General features: G+C 56.9%; 18 protein-coding genes. 13 read left to right on the top strand and 5 right to left on the bottom strand.

Annotated elements, in window-relative coordinates:
- Window positions 1-39 precede the first annotated feature (39 nt).
- The 10 genes from ACFHWW_RS03155 (at window position 40) to ACFHWW_RS03110 (ending at window position 9,223) form a co-directional block, all read left to right on the top strand.
- Window positions 40-654 carry an amino acid ABC transporter permease gene (locus ACFHWW_RS03155; RefSeq protein WP_379937289.1) on the top strand — a complete coding sequence of 205 codons (615 nt, stop codon included), beginning with the start codon at window positions 40-42 and terminating at the stop codon, window positions 652-654.
- Complete coding sequence (locus ACFHWW_RS03150) at window positions 651-1,373, top strand: amino acid ABC transporter ATP-binding protein (protein ID WP_379937288.1); 723 nt, start codon at window positions 651-653, stop codon at window positions 1,371-1,373. Before ACFHWW_RS03155 ends, ACFHWW_RS03150 begins: the two co-directional genes overlap by 4 nt.
- A gap of 10 nt (window positions 1,374-1,383) precedes the next feature.
- Window positions 1,384-2,565, top strand: a complete 1,182-nt coding sequence (locus tag ACFHWW_RS03145; RefSeq protein ID WP_379937287.1) for a trans-sulfuration enzyme family protein — start codon at window positions 1,384-1,386, stop codon at window positions 2,563-2,565.
- Window positions 2,566-2,698: 133 nt separating this feature from the next.
- Window positions 2,699-3,778, top strand: coding sequence for an ornithine cyclodeaminase (locus tag ACFHWW_RS03140; protein ID WP_379937286.1), 1,080 nt, complete (start codon window positions 2,699-2,701; stop codon window positions 3,776-3,778).
- A gap of 80 nt (window positions 3,779-3,858) precedes the next feature.
- Window positions 3,859-4,725: an ABC transporter ATP-binding protein gene (locus ACFHWW_RS03135; protein ID WP_379937285.1), complete on the top strand. Its 867-nt coding sequence runs from the start codon at window positions 3,859-3,861 to the stop codon at window positions 4,723-4,725.
- Window positions 4,726-4,792: 67 nt separating this feature from the next.
- On the top strand, window positions 4,793-5,644 hold the full coding sequence (locus ACFHWW_RS03130; protein ID WP_379937284.1) for a lysine/arginine/ornithine ABC transporter substrate-binding protein: 852 nt from the start codon (window positions 4,793-4,795) through the stop codon (window positions 5,642-5,644).
- Window positions 5,645-5,718: 74 nt separating this feature from the next.
- Complete coding sequence (locus ACFHWW_RS03125) at window positions 5,719-6,429, top strand: ABC transporter permease (RefSeq protein WP_379937506.1); 711 nt, start codon at window positions 5,719-5,721, stop codon at window positions 6,427-6,429.
- A 1-nt stretch (window position 6,430) separates the two neighbouring features.
- Window positions 6,431-7,153 (top strand): ABC transporter permease, encoded by a 723-nt coding sequence (locus ACFHWW_RS03120; protein ID WP_379937283.1) that lies wholly within the window; start codon window positions 6,431-6,433, stop codon window positions 7,151-7,153.
- A gap of 110 nt (window positions 7,154-7,263) precedes the next feature.
- Window positions 7,264-7,986 carry a hypothetical protein gene (locus tag ACFHWW_RS03115; protein ID WP_379937282.1) on the top strand — a complete coding sequence of 241 codons (723 nt, stop codon included), beginning with the start codon at window positions 7,264-7,266 and terminating at the stop codon, window positions 7,984-7,986.
- 535 nt (window positions 7,987-8,521) lie between these two features.
- A complete protein-coding gene (locus ACFHWW_RS03110; RefSeq protein ID WP_379937281.1) occupies window positions 8,522-9,223 on the top strand; it encodes a methyltransferase in 702 nt (233 codons plus the stop codon).
- Window positions 9,224-9,697: 474 nt separating this feature from the next.
- Here ACFHWW_RS03110 and ACFHWW_RS03105 read toward each other — a convergent pair whose 3' ends face one another.
- From ACFHWW_RS03105 to ACFHWW_RS03095, 3 genes are all read right to left on the bottom strand, one after another.
- Window positions 9,698-10,735 (bottom strand): hypothetical protein, encoded by a 1,038-nt coding sequence (locus tag ACFHWW_RS03105; protein ID WP_379937280.1) that lies wholly within the window; start codon window positions 10,733-10,735, stop codon window positions 9,698-9,700.
- Between the two features lie 1,123 nt (window positions 10,736-11,858).
- On the bottom strand, window positions 11,859-12,290 hold the full coding sequence (locus ACFHWW_RS03100) for a helix-turn-helix domain-containing protein (protein WP_283067984.1): 432 nt from the start codon (window positions 12,288-12,290) through the stop codon (window positions 11,859-11,861).
- Window positions 12,291-12,535: 245 nt separating this feature from the next.
- Complete coding sequence (locus tag ACFHWW_RS03095; RefSeq protein ID WP_379937279.1) at window positions 12,536-13,501, bottom strand: hypothetical protein; 966 nt, start codon at window positions 13,499-13,501, stop codon at window positions 12,536-12,538.
- A gap of 1,323 nt (window positions 13,502-14,824) precedes the next feature.
- Here ACFHWW_RS03095 and ACFHWW_RS03090 point away from each other — a divergent pair.
- Complete coding sequence (locus ACFHWW_RS03090; RefSeq protein ID WP_379937278.1) at window positions 14,825-16,753, top strand: acyltransferase family protein; 1,929 nt, start codon at window positions 14,825-14,827, stop codon at window positions 16,751-16,753.
- 590 nt (window positions 16,754-17,343) lie between these two features.
- Here the strand turns inward: ACFHWW_RS03090 and ACFHWW_RS03085 are convergent.
- The gene (locus ACFHWW_RS03085; RefSeq protein ID WP_379937277.1) at window positions 17,344-18,381 is read right to left on the bottom strand and encodes a nucleotidyl transferase AbiEii/AbiGii toxin family protein; all 1,038 of its coding nucleotides are present in this window, start codon (window positions 18,379-18,381) and stop codon (window positions 17,344-17,346) included.
- The gene (locus ACFHWW_RS03080) at window positions 18,374-18,967 is read right to left on the bottom strand and encodes a DUF6088 family protein (protein WP_379937276.1); all 594 of its coding nucleotides are present in this window, start codon (window positions 18,965-18,967) and stop codon (window positions 18,374-18,376) included. Before ACFHWW_RS03080 ends, ACFHWW_RS03085 begins: the two co-directional genes overlap by 8 nt.
- A 210-nt stretch (window positions 18,968-19,177) precedes the next feature.
- Here ACFHWW_RS03080 and ACFHWW_RS03075 point away from each other — a divergent pair, with 210 nt between their 5' ends.
- Together ACFHWW_RS03075 and ACFHWW_RS03070 are read left to right on the top strand one after the other, a co-directional pair.
- Entirely contained in the window at window positions 19,178-19,483 is a 306-nt protein-coding gene (locus tag ACFHWW_RS03075; RefSeq protein ID WP_379937275.1) for a hypothetical protein, read from the top strand.
- 214 nt (window positions 19,484-19,697) lie between these two features.
- Window positions 19,698-21,638: an acyltransferase family protein gene (locus tag ACFHWW_RS03070; RefSeq protein ID WP_379937274.1), complete on the top strand. Its 1,941-nt coding sequence runs from the start codon at window positions 19,698-19,700 to the stop codon at window positions 21,636-21,638.
- Window positions 21,639-21,646 lie beyond the last annotated feature (8 nt).

Here is a 21,646-nt window from a genome sequence, read left to right as displayed (position 1 = left end):
GGACCGATGTCTGATCAGTCTTGGCAGGACTATATTCCGTTGCTCCTGCAAGGTGCCTGGCTCACCATTATCGTGACTTTTATCTCGATGATCGGCGGCACGGTCCTGGGAATTATCCTCGCGATCATGAAAATCTCGCATTCCAAGCTGCTGCAGGGGGGCGCGCACACCTACGGCGGATTGGTCCGCGGATTGCCGCTGCTCGTCCAGATTCTGCTGGTTTATTTCGCACTTCCGGTTTTGACCGGATTGCGCATGCCAGCAGTCGTCGCCGGTACGGTTGCGATAACCCTGTTCACCGGTGCGTTCATGGCCGAGATCATCCGCGCGGGCATCCAGTCGGTGGACCGTGGGCAGATGGAGGCTGGCCGTTCAATTGGCTTCGGCCATTGGGAGACGATGCGGCTCATCATCTGGCCGCAGGCCTTCTGGCTGATGCTCCCCAACATGGTCAATCAGTTCAGCATCACGCTGAAGGACACCTCGCTGCTGTCGGTCATCGGTGTTGTCGAGCTAACGATGGCCGGCGAACAGATTTACACGATGAACTTCGACACCATCCGCGTGCTTGCCATGGTAGGCATCATTTATCTTGTCATCTACCTCATTGCGGAGCGCCTTGCGGCGTGGCTCGAACGGAAGGTTTCAGCATGATTACCGCAAGGGACGTCCACAAATCCTTCGGTTCAATTGAGGTGCTCAAAGGCGTCGACCTGTCGGTCGCTACCGGGGAGGTCGTGTGTCTGATCGGCGCTTCGGGCTCCGGCAAGACCACGTTCCTGCGATGCTTCAACGGCCTCGAAATGGCCGACAAGGGTGAGATTGTCATTGGCGAAACGCCGCTGTTGGCACCCCAGACGGACATCAATAAGTTGCGCCAACGGATCGGCATGGTGTTCCAGCAGTTCAATCTGTTCAACCATCTTTCCGTTCTCGACAACGTTACCCTGGGTCCTATTCACCTTAAAAAGGTCCCCAAGGCGAAGGCGGAGACCGAAGCGCGCGATTTGCTGGCGCTTGTCGGCCTCGCCGATCGCGCCGACGCGATGCCCCGCATGCTGTCGGGTGGCCAGAAGCAGCGGGTGGCAATCGCCAGGGCGCTCGCCATGAAACCCGAGGCCATGCTGTTCGATGAGCCGACCTCCGCTTTGGATCCCGAGATGGTGCGCGAGGTCCTGGACGTCATCCGTAACGTGGCGCGCGGTGGCATGACGATGGTGATCGTCACCCATGAGATGGGCTTTGCCCGCGAGATCGCCAATCGCGTCGCCTTCATGCATGCCGGAATGGTCCACGAGATCGGCCCGCCCGAGCAAATCTTCGGCGCTCCGCGCGAAACCAGAACCCGAGAATTTTTGTCAAAGATTTTATAGGGCAGATATCATGCGCAAGAATTCCCACCTGGATGAAACGCTTTGCGTCATTCCGCCAGAAACACCGCTCGAAGGATTTGCAAGCCTCGCTGTTCCCGTCTACCGCGCGTCGACGATCGTCTTCCCGGACGCGGCGACCTACCGCAGCCGCGCAGGTCGTGCGCCGGATGGCTATACCTACGGTCTGTCCGGAACGCCGACGGCAAGAACGCTCGAGCGGCAGATGTCGGCGCTTCACAATGCGGAAAGAGCAATCATTGTCCCGTCTGGGCAAGCTGCCATTTCGATTGCCATGCTGACTGTCCTGAAGGAAGGCGACCATCTGCTGATCGCGGATAACGTCTATCCTCCGGTCAAGGACTTCGCCCACGACATTCTCATCAATCTCGGGATCGAGACGGAGTATTTTGACCCGACGCGGCTCTCAGACCTGGAGGGCCGGCTGCGGGAAGGGCGAACCAAGCTCGCCTGGGTCGAGTCTCCCGGATCGACGAGCATGGAAATCTGCGACATTCCGAGCATCGCCCGCCTTTGCAAGTCAGCAGGTGCGCTTCTTGGATGCGACAATACCTGGGCAACCGGACTCCTCTGCAAGCCGCTCGATCTCGGGGTCGACATCGTCGCCGAAGCTTTGACCAAATATGTGGGCGGGCATTCCGACGTCCTGTTGGGAGCGATCATGTTTCGCGACATGGACCTCTACAAACGCGTGCGAAACACGATGGGCTGTCTCGGCGTCGGCGTCTCGCCGGATGATTGTTCGCTGGCGCTGCGTGGCCTGCAAACCCTGGGGCTGCGGTTGCGGCATGTGGGGGCCGTGTCGGAAGACTTCGCGGGTCGCCTATCCGGGAATGGCAACTATGCCGTACTGCATCCCTCGCTTCCGGGTTCGCCGGGGCACGAGGTGTGGCGCCGTGACTTCAAGGGAAGTTCTGGAGTCTTCAGCGTTCAGCTCGATGGAGTCCCCGCAGAGGTCATCGACGGTGCGCTCGATAAGCTGCAGACCTTTGCGATCGGCGCTTCATGGGGTGGAACGAGGAGCATCATTGTGCCGATGGTGATTGCCGCTGACCGCCATGTTCTGCCCTGCAGTCAGACGACGACGCACCTGCGCATCAGCATAGGCTTGGAGAACGAAGATCACCTCTGGGCTGATCTGGAGCAGATGCTTCGTTCACTGCACCTGGATTAAGTGCGCCAATCCACCTGCTGATCGCGCTCTCGCCCGCGCGGACCCGGGCGAGAGCTGCGCCGGCAACCTGTGAAAACGGCCGCAAGCTTAACATTGCGCGGAGAAATATCTGCATGCCAAGGAGCTACCGATCATGTCCGAGAAGTTGAATGTCGTCCCGTTCGTCAGCGTCGATCACATGATGAAGCTGGTACTGGCGACGGGGGTCGAACGCTTCCTCATCGAACTTGCAGCCTATATCGAAGAAGATTTCCGGCGGTGGGAATGCTTCGACAAGACGCCGCGTGTGGCCTCCCACAGTGCGGAAGGCGTCATCGAGCTGATGCCGACCAGCGACGGGGAAACTTACGGCTTCAAATACGTCAACGGCCATCCGAAGAACACCCGCTCGGGCCGCCAGACCGTTACCGCCTTCGGCGTGCTCGCCGATGTCGGCAACGGCTATCCGATGTTGCTGACCGAAATGACCATCCTGACGGCACTCAGGACCGCTGCGATGTCGGCCGTCGCTGCGAAGTACCTGGCCCCCAAAAAACCGCGCACTATGGCGATGATCGGCAATGGCGCCCAGTCGGAATTCCAGGCGATCGCCTTCAAGGCGATCCTCGGCGTCGACAAGCTGCGCCTTTACGACATCGATCCCTCCGCCACGGCTCGGTGCCAGAAAAATCTGGCCGGTATGGGCTTCGAGATTACGGCCTGCACCTCCTCGCAGGAAGCGGTCGAAGGGGCGGAGATCGTCACCACCGTCACCGCCGACAAGCAGTGTGCGACGATCCTCACCGACAACATGGTCGGCCCCGGCATTCACATCAACGCCGTCGGCGGCGACTGCCCCGGCAAGACCGAGCTTCACCGCGACATCCTGCTGCGCTCCGACATCTTCGTCGAATACCCACCCCAGACACGGATTGAAGGCGAGATCCAGCAGCTCGATCCGGACCACCCGGTCATCGAACTCTGGCAGGTGATCGCCGGCACGGCACCCGGCCGCTCCGGCGAGCGCCAGATCACGCTCTTCGATTCCGTCGGCTTTGCCATCGAGGATTTCTCGGCGCTGCGTTATGTCCGCGACCGGCTCCAGCAGACCGGGCTCTATGAGGAACTTGATCTGCTCGCCGATCCCGACGAGCCACGCGATCTCTTCGGCATGATCCTGCGCGCCGCCAAAGCGGTGCCTATGGCTCAGCCACTCATAAGCGCCATTGGATGACCGCGGCCTGAATGAGGGTTGGGATGAATTAATGCATGCGGCATCTCAGATGAAATTGTCGCAAGTGGGAGGAAACAATCATGAAGTCGTTACGACCGGTTCTCGCGGCGAATTCTCAGGGTACGAATGTTCATTTTAAAGGCGCGGCGCTGCCGGACGGGAATGCCTTCACGGACAACGGTAGCCCTCCAACCCTAGTTGCGGAGGACATTCACAAGAATTTCGGCACTCTTGAGGTGCTGAAGGGAATATCGCTCGAAGCGCGCCGAGGCGACGTGATCTCTATCATCGGCAGTTCTGGATCCGGCAAAAGCACATTCCTGCGCTGCATGAACTTTCTCGAAACACCGAGCAGAGGTCGGATTGCGGTTGGTCAGGACGAAATTAGAGTCGAAACCGACCAAAAGGGCCATCTGATCGGCCTCGATCGCAAGAAGATCGACCGGATGCGAATGCAGCTCGGCATGGTGTTCCAGAGCTTCAATCTGTGGTCGCACATGACCGTTTTGGAGAACGTCATGGAAGGTCCGATCCACGTGCTCAAGCAGCCGAAGAATGAAGTGCGCGACAGAGCCATGGAGTTCCTGAGCAAAGTTGGAATTGCCGATAAGCATGGGAGCTATCCCTCGGAACTGTCTGGAGGGCAGCAACAGCGCGTGAGCATTGCGCGCGCACTAGCAATGCAGCCCGCGGCTCTTCTGTTCGATGAGCCGACATCTGCGCTCGACCCAGAGCTGGTGGGCGAGGTTCTCAAGGTTGTCCGGCAACTCGCTGAAGAAGGCCGCACGATGATTGTGGTTACGCACGAAATGGGTTTTGCGCGCGACGTATCAAGCAAGGTTATCTTTCTCGAGAAAGGGAGGATCGAAGAGCAAGGCACGCCTGAAAAAGTATTCCGTGACCCTTCTTCGCCGCGGTGTCGAGAGTTCCTGGCAAGTGTTCTCTAGGTCAAATCACCATCGCGCTGCGTAGCAACATTCTTACAACAACAATGAACTGACAGAGGTGAAAAATATGAATACCTTCAAAATGAGTGCGGTCCTGGCCATGCTGGCTAGCGCCGCGGTCATCGCCGGGCAGGCATTCGCGCAGGATCCAAAGAGTATTACGATTGCAACCGACGCAACCTATGCGCCTTTCGAATTTAAGGATGCAGGTGGCAATCTGGTGGGCTTTGACATCGATCTGGCGAATGATCTGTGCAAGCGGATGGAGATCAAATGCGCCTTCATGGAGCAGGCTTGGGACGGGATTATTCCGTCGCTGGTTTCTGGCCGCTTTGACGCGATCGTGTCCTCGATGGACATTCTGCCCGATCGCGAAAAGGTCATCTCGTTCGCTGGTCCCTATCTCGAAACGCCCTATCGTTTTGTAACGGTCTCCGGCAGCCCATTGCTCGATATTAAAAGCAAGCTGGAGTCCATTACGCTCGATGAGATTTCTGCCGAGGAAAAATCCGACCTGAAAGAGTTGGCGGGAGCATTCGAAGGCAAGAAATTCGGCGTCGTTGTGAACAGTACGACCGAATTTTTCATGAGAGATGCCATGCCCGGCGTAGAGCTTGCAACCTACGACTCCGCGGACCAGATGATACTTGATCTCAGCTCTGGCAGAATTGATGCAAGCATCTCCTCGTTCGGCTTTCTCAAGCCTTTGACGGATAAGCCGGAAGGAAGAGACCTTAAAATCTTTGGTCCTGGCCTGACCGGCGGCGCTTTTGGGAAGGGCACCGGCATAGGTCTGCGTAAGGATGAGGATGCGCTGAGGGCATCTCTCAACAAGGCAATTGGCGAGGCAACGGCAGACGGGACTATCCGCAATTTATCCATGAAGTGGTTCGGATACGACGCGTCTCCGAAGCAATAGCCGCACGGGTCGGGAGTGCCGAGCTATTCATTCGGCACTCTGGTTCCTCTGCAACTGAAAAAAGAGTGCAGACGATGGATCTCTCACTACTTGGCTGGGGCAGCGCCGGTTGGGGCGACGAACTGGCTCGCGGGACACTCATGACGGTGCTGGCCGCGACGTGCTCGTTTGCAGTCGGTATCCTTATCGGCGCAATATTTGCCGCCGCAAAACTTTCAAGATATTGGGCCCTTCAACTTATCGGAGACGTCTATACGACTGTCGTGCGAGGCGTTCCTGAACTTCTCATTATTTTCCTGGCCTTTTTTGGCGGAGGAACGCTGCTCCGATATCTCGCGAATTCCTTCTTCGGTTTCGACGGCTATGTCGAACCGCCTGTTTTCGCGATTGGGGTCTTGTGCATTGGTGTAAGCGCGGGTGCCTACGCGACCGAGGTGATCCGTGCTGCCGTGCTCGCGCTTCCCAAAGGTCAAGTTGAGGCTGCAAAGGCCATCGGCATGGGGCCGGCATTACGGCTGCGCCGCATTTTGATCCCGCAAGCCGCCAGATTTGCGTTGCCAGGCCTGGGAAACGTTTGGCAGTTCACTCTCAAGGATACGTCGCTCATTTCGATCGTCGGCTTCGTCGAGGTGATGCGGACGGCCGCCTTGGCTGCTGGTTCCACGAAGGAACCCTTCACTTTCTATCTCGCCGCCTTCGCAATCTTCCTGGTGCTTTCAGCTTTGACAAACCGCGCGTTCTTCAAAGCCGAGAGATGGGCAAACCGCGGTGTGAGGAGGCGCTAGAATGAACATTGATCTTATATGGGAAACTCTCCCGAAACTTCTGTCGGCCGTTCCGGCGACGCTGGCATTGGCTTTTGCATCGATTTTCCTCGGCTTCCTGCTCGCGGTTCCGATCGCCTTGGTGCGGCTCTCGGAAAATAGGTTCGCTTTTCTCGCGAGCGGCTACGTTTATGTCATGCGCTCGACGCCGCTGCTGGTTCAGCTGTTCCTGATATACTATGGATCGGGACAATTCCGGGGCTTCTTTGAACAGATTGGTCTGTGGGGCCTCTTCAGAGACGCTTGGTTTTGCGCAATTCTCGCTCTCGTCTTGAACACCGCTGCCTATACGAGCGAGATCGTTCGGGGCGGAATTCAGGCAGTGCCACATGGCCAGATCGAAGCCGCTCGCTCCGTGGGGATGTCCGGTTTCCGGCTGTTCAGGCGAATTATTTTTCCCATCGCTATGCGGCAAGCGCTTCCGGCATACGGCAATGAAGTCATGTTGATGATCAAGGCCACCTCATTGGCCTCAACGATCACCATCGTTGAGGTTACAAGCGTGGCGAAGCAGGTGATTTCCAAAACCTACAGCCCTGTGGAGGTCTTCCTGATTGCAGGTGCCATCTACCTGGCGATCAACTTTCTAATCAGTCGCGCCCTCGTGCTGGCTGAATGGCGGCTCAATCCTCACCTCGGCTCCGATTCCTCCCGGAGGTTCGCTTCCGCCCCGCTAACGCACTGACTGAGTGGGCTCCGCGGGCCAGATGCAAATGACCGTAACGATGTGGATTTCGCAGGAAGCAAATCGAGCGCGATGCTGGATCCGCAAATGGAATATAAGGAGATAACATAATGCCCTTGCAACCGATCGGGCTCGGTCTCGTCACCCCGTCCGGCAACTCTGTACTCGAGCGGGACTTTCCCCGCGCAGTGCCGAACGTCGGGTTCCACTTCACTCGCGTGTTCAACTCCGAAGATACCGCCGAACAGTTGTCTGCCATGAAGGCACAAGCCGCCGACGCCGCGCGGCTCCTAAGTCATGCCCGCTACATGAAGGCAATTGGGTTCGCTTGCACATCGGGCAGTTTCCTCGAAGGGCTTGGCTATGACGAGAGTATCGTTGCGTTGATGGAGGAGGCCAGCGGACTGCCGTGCGTTACGACATCTGGCAGTGTATTGACTGCCCTGCGTGCGCTGGGACTACGCAACCTCGCTGTCTTCAGTCCTTACGAAGAATGGTTATCGAACAGGCTCACGACTTTCCTGGAAAGCCATGGCTTTGGTATCTCCTACCATGCATGGGGCTTCGATATGGATAGTACTGAGGAACTCGATCGATGGGGTCCGATCAATGATTGGATTATCCCGAAAATTCCGGACAGCGCTGATGGCGTCTTCATAAGCTGTACAAATTTTACATGGTTGCAAGGCATTGAGCCGCTGGAGCAGCGGCTTGGTCGGCCCGTGGTCACCAGCAACCTGGCGACACTTTGGAACATGCTGCATGTCGCCGGAGCGGGTGATAGACTTTCGGGAGAAATCGCGCGTCTTGCCAATGTGCCGCCGCTCAGTTGAGACATCATGTGCACGCCTGGCTGATCGTCCTCTACGACCGCACGGACGAAAGCTGGTGCGGAGGCATCTAATCGCCTGCATCGTTCCGCTGAATAGATGATGAAGCCAAGTCCGCCTCGTCGACGTCAGTGCGGCACACACGACAACATCACCGATGACAACTTCAATCGCTGCGCCTGCAACTGGCAACAGGGAATACCCTGTATTACGCGGGCGTCCGAAGGGGCGTATTCAATCCCGTGATAGCTTCCACAGAGACTTCTCCGGTTGGGCACAGCGCTTGCTTCTTGTAGGCACTGACTTCCTCGGGAGCGGAGCAGCTCGATGTCGACACCCACGACTTCCCGGAAGGTCCGGAATGGCATCCTTCGTGAATTTCTAGCGTTGGTCGGAACATAGTTCAATTCTAGCAGGGAAGGTACAAGCGTCTTACTAGAATGTGTAGTAAATCGTAGCTGTCCTAGGTATGTCGACAAGAGAAACAGGCATGTCAAAAGACATAATCTCCGGCGCCAAACGGTCTTGTAGGAGTGCAATGTTTACAGTCATGCGAAGACACCTAGATCGCCTGCTGAATATATTTCTAGCAGTCACTCGTCAACTGCAGGATCGCCAGAAAACTGTTGAAAAACTCAACAGTATTTCCGCGTCTTCGGAGAGAACGTATGAGGAACTCGATAGTATCAGGACAGTACTCAGGACTAGTCAACAGAGAACTTTCCCGCGGAAGATGCGGGAGTTCGGGCTCGATCTGATCGTACGAGAAGGCGTTTTTCCTCCTGAAGATTTCCAAAGTTGGCGTTGGTTTAGCGAGAACTTCCCTCCATTCACTGGAAAGACGATTTTGGAAATCGGCTGCGGGTTCGGTCTCCCGGGCCTCTTGTTGGCAAAGACTGGTGCGCTGTCGTTGCTAGCCTGCGATATCAATCCGAAGGCAGTCGCGAACACGTTGGAGAATGCCGCAAGAAACGGCATCAAGAATGTCGGCGTCATCGAAAGCGATATCTTCAGTAACATTCCTCCTGGCAGGAAATTCGACATTATATTTTGGAACCATCCTTGGAACTTCGCTCCGGCAGATTTCGAGCTGGATGACCTTGAGCGTGGAGCATTTGATCCCGGCTACAGCCTACTCGAGAGATTTCTGTCGGAAGGCCGAGAATTTCTTACGGAAAGAGGCAAAATTCTTCTAGGGTTCGGACTAATGCCCGTGACGACCTTCTCGAGCGATTCGTAGCTGTGAATGACCTTAAATCGGTGATTGTGAAGTCGGGGACATACCCCAACGTCAACTCAACTTATCGGCTGTTCTCCATACGCCGTAGTGGGACAGCGTATGGTTTCCGACCTTCAATGTCCGTTGATACGTGAGTGCCAGCGATGATCCGCCCGAACGGTGCACTTCATATCCTCCAGGCCAAACGGCCACAGTATGGTAATGCTTTACCAAATATCCGCACTGAGCCAGCCAGTTGAAGCCGAGATGCAGCATGCCTGGATGATCGCCTTGTGGGTATCTACTGGGACTGGCGGGCGCCTGCCAGTCCTCGGCCATCCTGTGCCTAAACTCGTCCTTTGCCAGCGTTCACGCCGATTCAGCGCGCATACTCCCAGGCGGCCGGCTCTTGCGGCCATTTCCGGGGTCGCCGGCCGAGCAGTCCGCCACTACCTCGGGTAACCACACGTTGGATCTACCTCCGTATTCGGTCCCCTAGAGAAAGACCCGCGGGCCTCTATAGTCTGCTACATTCATGGCTGCCGCCAGGTTCGTTCGCACCTGCTTGGGCAGCGGATTAGATTCCAGGAAAACCATGCACCCGGAGCCTAGCTGTGCCAGCAATTTATCGGGCAGCCTGATCAACAGGTTGCACCTGGCGTTGAGCCTCCGGAGCCCAGCCGGAAGGTTGTTTGGAAGACCGGTCAGCCGGTTGCCGGCGGCGCCGAGCGTCTGCAGTCTGGCCGGGAGATCGCCGGGAAGGTTGGTGAGTTGATTGCCGCTGGCGTTGAGTGTCTGGAGCCCGGCCGGGAGATTGTCGGGAAGGCTGGTCAACCGATTGCTGTCGGCGTTGAGAGTATGGAGCAGGGCCGGGAGGCTGAGGGGAACGCTGGTCAGTTGATTGCCGTCGGCGTTGAGCGTCTGAAGCTCGGACGGGAGATTGTCTGGAAGGCGGGTTAACTGGTTTTCTCCTGCGTCGAGCCACCGAAGCGTAGTCGGTAGGACATCGGGCAGGCTGGCGAGTCGGTTGTAGCTGACCTCGAGGGTCTGGAGTCCGGCCGGGAGGGGGGCGGGTAGGCTGGTCAACTGGTTGTACTTGGCGTTGAGCGTCTGAAGCTCGACCGGGAGCTCGGCCGGCAGGTTGGTCAACTCGTTACAGTCGGCATTGAGGTGCCGGAGCCCGGCCGGCAACGCGGCGGGCAGGGTCCTAAGGCGCAGGCATGACAGGTTCAGCGCTGCGTCGAGATCGCCGGCATCCACCCAAGCACTGATTCGTCTTACCGCCTCTTGCCGACCCTCATCTCCCCCTTGCCCCACTTCGGCAGCCCACTCGTCCAGAATCTGGCCCAGCGATGTTGCCCGGAGGACTGTGGCGAGGCTCGGATTGCCGGTAAAGCCCGCGGACAACGGCCGCGCTCGCCTCAAGTTATCGGCTGCGGTTGTGGTGAGATCACCTTGAGTGGCCGCACCTTGCCGGTTGTCTTCTTTGGAAGTATTGCCATCGCATGGCTGAGACTGTCCTGTTTTCACCATTGCCCCTCTGTACTGACTAAGGAAGTGCCGGACGCTAGTGAACGATGACCGCTCGTCATCCGCGGTTTCGCCGAAATCGGTTACCGGATAAACGGCGGGTCGGTCCCGGCGATGACCGGCGAAGCGGGAGGCGAAAGCTTCATCACGAGCTCCTTTCTGTGCATGAAACAAATACATCCGGCCGCTGAGTCTTAGTGACCTGGGGTACATCGCCCGGGGACGCTCAAACCGCTGTTATCACCTCCGGTCTGGTCTGATTGACTTCATGCAACATTGCCTCGGATTGGCAAAATTTATTGTTTGGATGAAACCTATTGGCGCCATGGATAAAAGACATGCGTTTTCAGGGGCTTTGGAGAAGATATGCCGGGTGCATATGGCGTCTGAAGGGTTGCGGTTGACCCGCGTTCGCACAAGTATGCCAGTACAGCCAGCGTCCGGTAACCAAGGCACTTCGCGCAGTGAGCTCAGTTCAGGAACAAGGTCACAAGCTGCTGCTGAGCAAAGGTGAAGACATTAGTATCCCCAGTTAGCAAGAGCTGATGCATTTCTGGCATTTTCGACCGCACGGTTCTTCCGCCGAGAATTCGGGGGCGCAGGGAGCGCTTGTCGCCGCAGAGCGCTCTTGCGATTTCAAAGGAAAGGGTTGCGCGCACTGCCCAGGATGCGGCTGTCGGAACCGCTTCCGCGGGATCTTCTTGGCAGCGCATGCGCTCCTGCCGCCTCCAACCTGGTGGCATTTAGAAGTTGCTCCTCCTGGTTTAGCGAAAGCAGGGTCCTTGATGCCATCATGGCCTTTGTTGTTGTGCCGATAACGGCCTTGTTCGCGTATATTTTCGCCAGATGAAGCAGGAGGATTAGAATTTGGGCTCAGAAACGGGACAGAGGAGCCCGAAGTACCTCATGGAGCCGGCCAGCCGTCAATCGACTACCAAGACAACCGAGGGAAATTCCGCCTTGCAATCTTCAGGATCCTACCGACTTGAAAGTACCGCCAAAGCCGGTAGAGCCTGATCAGATCATGACCTTCCGAAAATTGCCATTGCAGATTATCTCCGGCGTTCGGCAGGGCTATGTTGAATGTTGCTCATTCCTTGGCTTCTCAGATCCCGAAGCCTGATCTTCATCCATCCCGATCCGCGACAGCCCTTAGAAAACTAATGGCTTGTCTTCTAACGCTCGCATCCCCGATACGGGTGAAGGCCCTAATCAGTGCGAGTCCCTCGTCGCTCGCCGCGAAGTCGATAATTTCAGGTTGAAGTTGGTATTGCACGGCGCCGCGATCGAAGCCGTTCGTGCCGGCGCCAGGCACTTCTTCGAAGAAGTACGATGGTGGCACGTCCAGCGCGTCGGCGATCTGTTGCAAGCGACTCGCTCCGACTCGGTTGATGCCCTTCTCGTATTTTTGCACCTGCTGAAACGTCACCCCGATTTGATCGGCAAGGGTCGTCTGTGTCATCGACATCCATACACGCCGCATGCGAATTCGATGGCCGACATGCATATCAACAGCCTTGGGCTCCGCTTTTTTCTGTCCAGGGTTCGCAATAAGCATGCATTTCTCCATGTTTATCTCGCGACGGTATCCCCCCCGTGCCCTATCGCGTTCTACTGTTGCTTCCGCCTTGATGAGGCGTTTGCGCCGGCACTTTTCCTTGAGTTGATTTTTTCGTTCACGATCCAGTAGAACTGGCAGGCGAGTCACTATGGCCGAGCAGCCATAGTCCTGTATAGCCGTTAAGGTTCCATTTTTGGAACCCTAAGCATTGGATCAGCATGATCGCGGCCGCACGGCGGACATTACCGAATGACTGGCTCACCGTGGTATCGGCGCTTTGATGGTTTCGAGACGCCAAATCCGATCTCCATCATCAGACGCGGCTTTTCTTTTGCCACAGTGCCCATGTGGAAGCCGAACGGATCTTCGACGAAGCCTGTGCCCGCCTTGCCGGTTAAAGTGATGGCGTTTTCTTCACCGTAGAAAGCCAGCACATCCTCCGCCGGATGCCCGACGAGTAGCGTCAGCTGATGTTTCAAACGGCGACGATTGTGGCTGCCGCGCACGTAGACATGCGGGCCGGAATCGGCATCGACGTCGGACAGATAGAAGAAGAACTTCAGCATGCGCCAATCATCGAGATCGAAGTGGAACTTGAAGGAAGCACGGCTCAGATCCGCTTCTGAGGCGCTCTTCGTCGGGAAGCTCCACCACGTCCGCGTCGTGATCAATCTGGCTTCGCCCCCGAGATAGTGCCTTGCCACATTAAGAAGCAGCGGGTCGTGCTGCACGGCTACGGCGGCGTCGCATTGCATAATCCGCTCATAATGATGGCCGCTCAAAATAGTGCGGCCGAAGCGACGCTCGGCTTCGGCATGATCGCCGGCCAGGAACTCGAGCTTGCGTTCGAAATTGCCGAAGCAAGGGGTTTCGTGCCCGAAGCGTGCAATTGCTTCCTGAATTGGGCTTGGCAGGGTCAGGCCCGTAAAAATACCGGTTCTCCGCAGTTCCGCCGCGATCGCTTCCGCCTGGAGGTCGCCGAAAATGGAAGGCGTAGCACTCTTGTCCCGCACAACGGGTCTTGCGGTTAGCCAATGCGCCTTGCGGAACGGCATCGTGCGTGCCAATAGGAACATCGGCAGCCAAGCCGGGTTCTCCCGCACATCCGTAAGATACGTAGGAACTCGGGCCGCTATGCGGCGGACAGTCCCGCCGCTGCGGGCGATTGCTTCGAGATCCTTCGGATCGGAGTGAGCGGAACTAAGCATTCAATTGCCTTTCGTGCTGTTAGATCTTCTGATGCCCGCGTGCGACCGCCAATGAGCACCACGGGTCCGGATTCCGGGCGAGCCGCCCGATCAAGCATTAGACATCGGCGAACTGAAATGCTCGCGCCGTTTGCGAGGATCACGCGTTCGTCTTGGCGGAGATCCGGCTGCGGGGCTTGCGTCGACGTCTCAAAATTGTTTTCGCCTCAGTTTAATTTACAACGGGTCATACCGGAAAACGGTACATGGCTAACGTGTATGGGGGTACTGTTCAAACCACCCGCTCGCGGTGTGGTCGGTCCTAATGCAACATCCCGTAAGTTCGGCAAAATCGAATGATTGGATTGAACACATCCAGGTCATGGATAGTCGAAGGTCGCATCTGAAGCTGTGCGTTCATGCTGAGCGCGACTTTGCGGCGTGTGCGCTGTTGGAGGCTCTAGTCTTGACTGGCGCGTCACAAATCTCTTTTCCACAGCGTCGAAAGGCCTACGCCCCACATCATTGCCGGGTTGGTCACACACCGCGAACTGAGCGCACACACTGATGCCGCGCGAAACCAAGCCGCTTCTCAGTCGATCGATCGCCACAATACTAGTCACGGGAGCAGACCCGCATACGCCAGCAATCGCGAAGGATCCGAAGAGCGTTTACCGTGCCGCGTGTTTTTAAAGAGGCGTACCGGACCGCCCTATCCGGGGCGCGAATGTGGATCATCCAAATAATCGATTTTACGAGTTACGGGGCCATGCTTCATTAGAAGAACATCAATCGAATGAAATCAATCACATCGGCGGCCCACTGCGAGCGCTGGAAGGACGGAATGGCTTGAGAACCGATCGGACTGGAACTTGGCGCAAGGATTATGCCGGCTCAATGGAGAGCATCGCAATAATTGGCGACCACGTCTGATGCGCACCAATCAGGCGCAGCTTCGATCGCGGCCTGCCTCGGGAGCGAGCAAGAAGGCGGAGGTCTTTGCATGTGCTTTGAGGTGCGGTGCAAGCTGCACTGGGAATGTGGGTTGCAACTCGCCGACCATGTCGAAGTCGCCAAGTTCTTTTGTAATCGTCGGGCCGACAGGGGCCTTCAACGGCGACTCGAAGGCAAGTCGAAGTTGGACCGCGGCCGGACCTGGTGGTGACCCACGTGAAGCCGACGTCTTGTACCGGCGGAGAAACGGAAGAACGGCAAGCTAAAGCAACGTACGACCGCAGAAAGGCATGAACTTTGCGTCCTTGCTGCGGGCAACTCTGGCTGAGTACCACCCTTTGCGAGCCCTCAGTTGATCCGCTTGAATCGAGAATTTCAACAGGTCCACTAATGTCACGAGAGTTTCGAACTGATATCCAGGCCTTACGGGGTTTGGCTGTCCTGCTGGTTGTCCTTTATCATGCCCGCATCGAGCCGTTCGGATATCTTGGCGTTGATATTTTCTTCGTGATTTCGGGCTTTCTGATCACCAGCCTGATTAGCACGCAGCTTGGGCAATCACGCTTCAGCTTTTGGGATTTCTATTATCGGCGCGCGAAGCGTCTGTTGCCGGCTGCCTATGTCGTCATCGCGCTCACAACGATTGCTGCGCCTTTCTTCCTGTCAGATATGGGCCTGCAGGAGTTCCGAAATCAGGTCCTCGGAGCGCTCACATTCACCGGCAATATTGTTCTCTGGTTTCAGTCGGACTATTTCGGCGGAGCCGCCGAAACGAAGCCCCTCCTGCATTTCTGGTCGCTCGCCGTCGAAGGGCAGTGTTACCTGCTGCTCCCTGCCTTCTTGGCCTTGACCCCCAAAAGATGGTGGCTCACGGGGGTTAGTTCACTCCTCGTTGCCAGCGCAGTGCTATGTTTCTATCTTGCCTTTCGTCACCCATCCGCTGCATTTTATCTTCTGCCGACCCGCTTTTGGGAAATGGCCATTGGTTCGCTCGGGGCGCTGCTTCCCGCCAGCTCTCGCGTGGCTGTCAAGGTTGGGATACTTCGCCTCCCGGCGCTCGCGCTTCTCCTCATTGTTCCCATTGCCCCTACTGGCCTTCAGAACCCGGTCATGGATGCCGCTTTGGTTTGCTTGGCAACCCTGATCCTCCTGCTTGCACCCAGCAGGAATAATGTGGCGGTTCGAGGCATGGCAAGGATCGGGGACATCTCGTACTCGCTCTATCTGATCCATTGGCCCGTGCTCGTCTACGTGCGGGCTGCTTGGCTGGCAGAGCCGCCTGCGCTTGCGATCTATACGGCAATTACCTTCTCAGTTGTTGCGAGCTTAGCTCTTTACCGTTTCGTCGAGGAACCCTTCCGGCGGGGGGTGGTCACGTCGCATGTAAGGCTGGCCCCAGGATTCGTTGCCGCATCGGTTATTCTTGGCTTCGCACCCGCAGTCGACATTGCCGCAACCCAAAGCAGGGTCGACTTTGCTGAGATCCGGCGGATCAATTATGGCCTGGGAAGAGCGTGTGATCTCACACCTGGATCGCCTCCTCAGAGTGTCCCGGAGGCCTGCCAGACGACGGACAGGCCACGATTGCTGGTCTGGGGCGATTCATTTGCCATGGCACTGGTTCCCGGGTTGGCCAAGACAGTCGGAGAAGCCGGCCTGGCTCAGCTCACTATGAGCGGATGCCTCCCCGCCATTGGCGTTGCTGCCTTCTCGAGGCGGGCAGCGTCTCCCTATCCCCGCGCCTTCGGTGAGGATTGTATTCGCTTCAATGACAGTGTGTTGGCTATTCTGAAAAGCCGGCCGGAGATACGAACTGTCGTCATATCGAGCCCATTTGACGCCCCTGTATCCAACGACTTCATGCTGCTTGAGAGGCGTGATGGTGCGTTCACGGAGGTTGAAACTTCGGAAGATGTAGCCGCTGAGGGGATCAAGGCTCTCGTCGAAGCCGTTCGCGCCCTGGGCAGGCGAGTGGTCGTTGTTGCTCCTCCGCCAGTCGCAAGCTTCGATATCGCCGATTGCCTTGAGCGAAAGGCAAGGGGAGGTGTTATGCTCGGGCGCTACAGTGATTGTAAGATACATGTCAGCGATTACCGCCGAATGCGGTCCCGCACCCTCGAGCTCTTGGACCAAGTGGCCTCGAAAGCTGACGTAGAGGTTGTCTCTTACCACGACTTTCTCTGCGACGACACTACATGCAAGACCGAGACCGACGGCAAATTCCTTTACCGAGACAGCGGTCATCTTTCCTATGAAGGCTCCGAAATTATCGCTCGAAAGGCGAGACTTGCAGAGAGGCTGATCAAAGCTGCTCGTTAGAGCGTTTTCCAATGGATCCAGTTCACCTTTCGAAACGCAGCTGATTTCTTGGGTCGGAGTGAATCGCGCGTGAACATACCCAAGAACTGCGGCATCCGGCAAATGCCTCGCCATCTACAGCACAATGGCCGAAGGCTCTCGTGAGCATGCAAGCGGCGGCGTTGTCCTGCGGCGTGATACAAAGCTCCCTCTGCATTTGGCCTAAACCTCCGCCATAGGCTCCAGCGAATCGTACACCGGCATGCCAAAGCCGATAGCTAGTCGTGGCGGTGATCGTTGGTCCGGCGAATGCGGTCTGAAGCACCCATGTAGCCGATCGAGCCTTATGGCGAACGCGTTATGGCGACGAACGCTCCGATGGCAGCTGGTTGCTGCGGCTTGCCGCGGCAAGTATTTGCCCATGGTCAGGAGCGTCGAGCGCGACAGGCTCAGGACATCAAGGCTATTCAAGGAACTCGATCGCCTTGTGATTCCGAGAAATCCAGCACGTAGCCGCCCCCGCGAGCGAAGTCGACGAAGTCGTCAATCAGGCGCAGGTCAATGGATCGTAACGAGCCAATGGACTTTTCTCCCCACAGGTTCGCCTTGTGCTATTTGTTTATTGTTTCTTGGAGAGCCGCGAGTTTCGCAAGTATTTCGTCGAGGGATGGCGGGCTCTCATCGAACATCATGAGGGCCATTGCCCTGTAGTCGGCGCGGAGGTCCTTGATCCGCCTTTCGTCCGGCAAGAGCCGTAGCGCGCCTGGACGGGCGATGTCGTAACTGGCCCAGCCGGAACGAAAGAAGGTTGCTTTGTGCTTGGCGACCTGAGCGAGAAGCTCGAAATCGGTGGAGGCGGCTTTGCCCTCGTCCGTGCCGAGGAGCATCGCGAGATCGTAGTAGTGCCGCGAAAAATATTGCGGCGTCGGAGACTCGGCGGGGCGATGCGCCTCCGCATGCAACGCAGTCGCCTTCTCCCAGAAGGTGCGGCGGGCGGAGAGGACGGTGACGGTGCTTTCAGGCTCTTCAAAGAAGTCGGGATAGTCCTCCGCCGCATATGGGCGAATGATCCTCTGTTCAGCGGGCCATGGATCGCCGCGCGCGCCGAGTTCGAGCTTCACCCGTGGGGTGATGTAGGCCATGTCTTCATATTCGGAGGTAGGTAGCACGGTCGGATAGTGGAAGTTCACCGTCGGCGCGTCGCTGGCGTCGATTTCCAACGACCATTCGCTTTTGGTCGGCTCGCCGAGTTGCTCGACGATAGCGAATCGAAGAGCCGGAAGCAGCTTCTCCGCAATGTGCTTCTCGACATCGCTCACCAGGGCTTCAATAAGTTTGTTCGCTTGCTTCTTGCTGATGCCTTCCTTCTCAGGATCGCGGTCGCCCGTGTAGCCGAGATCCGCTCGATCGAAAGACAGGTCGATATCTTCGGAAAAGCGACGGATTGCGCCGAACGCCTTGGAAAGGGACGTGCCACCTTTGAAGACAAGGGTGGCGGGATCCTTCTCAGGCAGGCCGAAAAGTCGCTTCAACGTCCAGCAGACCCAGAAGTCCTTTTCGATGATCGTATTGGCGACTCCTCGGCCAGCGCCTGTTTCGCCAAAGAGGGCTGCCCGATCCCCGGCTGGAAGAAGAGCTACCTTATCCATCGATCTCGCCCGACGCTGCATTGGCGATCGAAACAAGCGTCGGCCGCATCCAGGCGGGAGCTTGGACCGCAGTCGATGCGAGCTTCTTCTTGTCGCTGACCGAAAGACGACGCGCCGCGATCTGTGCAACGTCGCGGGCACGTACCGCCCCCACGTGACGAAGGGCCTGTACGACTGTGCCGGCCGCGCTGCCCGGAGCGATCAGATGCTTGGGCGAGGCGTGACGCAGATCGACCACGCGCTTGCCCAGTACGACACGGCGGGAGGGGCCATTGGTCAGATAGATGCTCTTTGCCGGAACCTGAGTGGAAAGACCGAGCGCGTTCGCTGCACGCGCACCCGCGATCTGCACCTGGGATCCAGTCTCCCGCGCCAATGCTTGCGCGACATCGTCGGGAGTCGGCGAAAGGGGACCAAGTTGCGGATGGACCTTCGGGAAGTCGTACAGGCCTCGCGCCAGGCGCCGAAGCTTTCCAGCCTTGACCATTCGGGAGAGCGCCTGGTCGACCGCCGCGCGTTCAGCCAAATCCAGGAAGTCGCTAGGCGTGAAAACCCCACCACGCCCGCGTGCACGGGCGCGCCTCATGATCTGATCCGGTACCGAGGTCGCAGTGGTTTTCATATGTCAGAAAATAGCCAACATTTTTCTGACATTCAAGGTCGGAGTGTTGCGCGATCTGAAGCGAGGCGAGAACCTACGCTCTGGCTTGTTTGGAAGGCATCGAAAACCTACCCAGAGACACACCCCCTGGCGAACCCGACGATAAAGCCAATTGTCGAGGAGGTATGGTTTTACATGGCGATCAAATCGCGACCTCGCCAAGCCCGAGGCAAGAAGTTTTTCGACCCGCGCGCCAATTGCCGGAAACATGAATTCAGAAAAGGCAACGTCTCGGGATCTGGCAGAAAGCGCTCATCACCATCCAGGATCGCCTGTCGCATGACCTGTGATCGTTTCGCCCATTTTCCTTTTTCCTGGGGCTTTTATCAGGTCATCGCATTCGTATTCTCGAAGAGCAAAGCGGGTATGCGAGCGATCCAGCGCGTGGATGCACGCCATCCAAACAATCGATTTTACGAATTACCGGACATGCTTCATTAGAGGAGCATCAATTGACCGAAATCAAGCACACAACACCTGCTGCCGGCGACTTTCTTCGTCATTGGGGAGGAAACGGACAACGGGTCGAAATCAATTCGACGAATGATTCCAGACGGCGCCATTTTTCACTTCGTTCCTGCAGACAGCTATGGCTGACAACGTGCCCCGAGTCCTCAGTTCATCCACTTAAATCGAGAATTTTATCAGGTCTTCCATGCCGCGAGAATTTCGAAGTGATATCCAGGCCTTGCGGGGGTTGGCTGTACTGCTGGTTGTCCTTTATCATGCCCGTGTCGAGCCGTTCGCAGCGGGTTATCTTGGCGTTGATATTTTCTTCGTGATTTCGGGCTTTCTGATCACAGGTCTCATCAAGACACAGCTTGAGCAATCACGCTTCAGCTTTTGGGAATTCTATTATCGGCGTGCGAAACGTCTGTTGCCGGCGGCCTATGTCGTCATTGCGCTCACAACGATTGCTGCGCCCTTCTTTCTGTCAGACGTCGGCCTGCGGGAGTTTCGTACTCAGGTCCTCGGGGCGCTTACATTTACCGCCGGTATCGTTTTTTGGTTTCAGTCGGACTATTTTGGCGGAGCCGCCGAAACGAAGCCCCTTCTGCATTTCTGGTCGCTCGCCGTCGAAGAACAGTATTATTTGCTGCTTCCTGCCTTCTTGGCTTTGACTCCCAAGAGATGGTGGCTCACGGGAGTTAGTTCGCTCCTCGTTGCCAGCGTCGTGCTATGTCTTTACGTGGCTTCTCGTGACCCATCCGCTGCATTTTATCTTCTACCCACCCGATTTTGGGAAATAGCCATTGGTTCGTTCGGGGCTTTGCTTCCCGCCAGCTCTCGCGTGGCTGCCAAGCTTGCGGCGCTGCGCCTGCCGGCGCTCGCGCTTCTCCTCGTTATTCCCATTGCCCCTGTTGGTTCCCAACACCCTGGCGTTGATGCCGCTTTGGTTGGTTTGGGAACCCTAATCCTCCTGCTTGCGCCCAGCGGGAATAATGTGGCAGTTCGAGGCATGGCGAGGATTGGGGACATCTCGTACGCGCTCTATCTGATCCATTGGCCCGTGCTCGTCTATGTGAGGGCTGTTTGGCTGGCAGAGCCGCCTGCGCTTGCGATCTATGCGGCAGTTGCTTTCTCTTTTGTTGCGAGCTTGGCTCTTCACCGTTTCGTGGAGGAGCCGTTTCGGCAGGGGCTCGTCATGTCTCGCAGGAGGATGGCCTCAGGCCTGCTCGCCGTATCGGTTATTCTCGGCTTCGCACCCTCACTCGCCATTGCCGAAACCCAAAGTAAGGTCGACTTTGCTGAGATCCGACGCATCAATTACGGCTTGGGAACCGCATGTGTTTTCAGTGCCGGATCGCCTCCTCAGGGTATCCCGAAGGACTGCCAGACGACGGACAGACCACAATTGCTGGTCTGGGGCGATTCTTTTGCGATGGCACTGGTTCCCGGCTTGGCTAAAACAGTCGGAGAAGCCGGACTGGTTCAGCTCACTATGAGCGGATGCCTCCCCGCCATTGGCGTTGCTGCCTACTCGAAGAGCTCAACAACCATTCCTTATTACCCCCGTGCCTTTGGCAAGGACTGTATTCGCTTCAATGACAGTGTTTTGGCTATCCTGAAAAATCAGCCGGAGGTGAGCACTGTCGTCATTTCAAGCCCATTTGCCACCGCCGTATCGAAGGACTTTATGCTGCTCAAGAGGAGTAATGATACTTTCGCGGAGGTTGAAGCTTCGGTGGATGGAGCCGCCGAGGGTATCAAGTCTCTCGTTGAAGCTGTTCGCGCCCTGGGCAAGCGAGTGGTGGTTGTTGCTCCGCCGCCAGTCGCAAGTTTCGATATCGCCGATTGCCTTGAGCGAAAGGCAAGGGGAGGTGTTATGCTCGGGCGCTACAGTGATTGTAAGATACATGTCAGCGATTACCGCCACATGCGGTCCCGCACTCTCGAGCTCTTGAATCAAGTGGCCTCGAAGGCTGACGTAGAGGTTGTCTCTTACCAGGACTATCTGTGCGACGACACAACATGCAAGACCGAGATCGACGGCAAATTCCTTTACCGAGACAGCGGTCATCTTTCCTATGAAGGCTCCGAAATCATCGCTGGAAAGACGAGACTTGCTGAGACGCTGATCAGGGCTGCTCGTTAGAGCATGAT

Origin of the sequence: Sinorhizobium sp. P24N7 (assembly GCF_042436655.1) — a bacterium.
In the GTDB taxonomy this organism is placed as follows: Bacteria; Pseudomonadota; Alphaproteobacteria; order Rhizobiales; family Rhizobiaceae; genus Sinorhizobium; species Sinorhizobium meliloti_A.
Note: the sequence above shows the minus strand (reverse complement) of the source record. Positions and strands in the feature narration are given on the sequence as shown.